This is a genomic window from Pseudomonas sp. KB_15, from assembly GCF_052114525.1.
GTDB lineage: Bacteria > Pseudomonadota > Gammaproteobacteria > Pseudomonadales > Pseudomonadaceae > Aquipseudomonas.
In genome coordinates this window covers 1-329 of the sequence record NZ_JBFREX010000401.1, presented here as the reverse complement: position 1 = coordinate 329, position 329 = coordinate 1, and the positions used below count along the sequence as shown (strand labels likewise).

Here is a 329-nt window from a genome sequence, read left to right as displayed (position 1 = left end):
GACGCGTAGCGCGGCTCGTTCAAACGCAGGTCGGTGGTGACGATGGCCGGCAGCTTCAGGGAAACGGTCTGCGCGCCGCCGTCGATTTCGCGGGTTACAGCTACGCTGTCGCCGCTGATTTCGACTTTCGAGGCGAACGTGCCCTGACCGTAGCCGCTCAAGGCAGCGAGCATCTGGCCAGTCTGGTTGTTGTCGCTGTCGATGGCCTGTTTGCCAAGGATCACCAGCTGAGGCTGTTCCTTGTCGACAACAGCTTTCAACAGTTTGGCAACGGCCAGGGAAGTCAGATCTTCGGCGGATTCGACGAGGATGGCGCGGTCGGCACCCAG

Annotated in this window: 1 pseudogene; it reads right to left on the bottom strand. The window is 61.4% G+C overall.

The features are described from left to right. Nucleotides 1–329 (bottom strand): annotated as a pseudogene (locus tag AB4Z35_RS31480) (electron transfer flavoprotein subunit beta/FixA family protein); the annotation flags it as partial.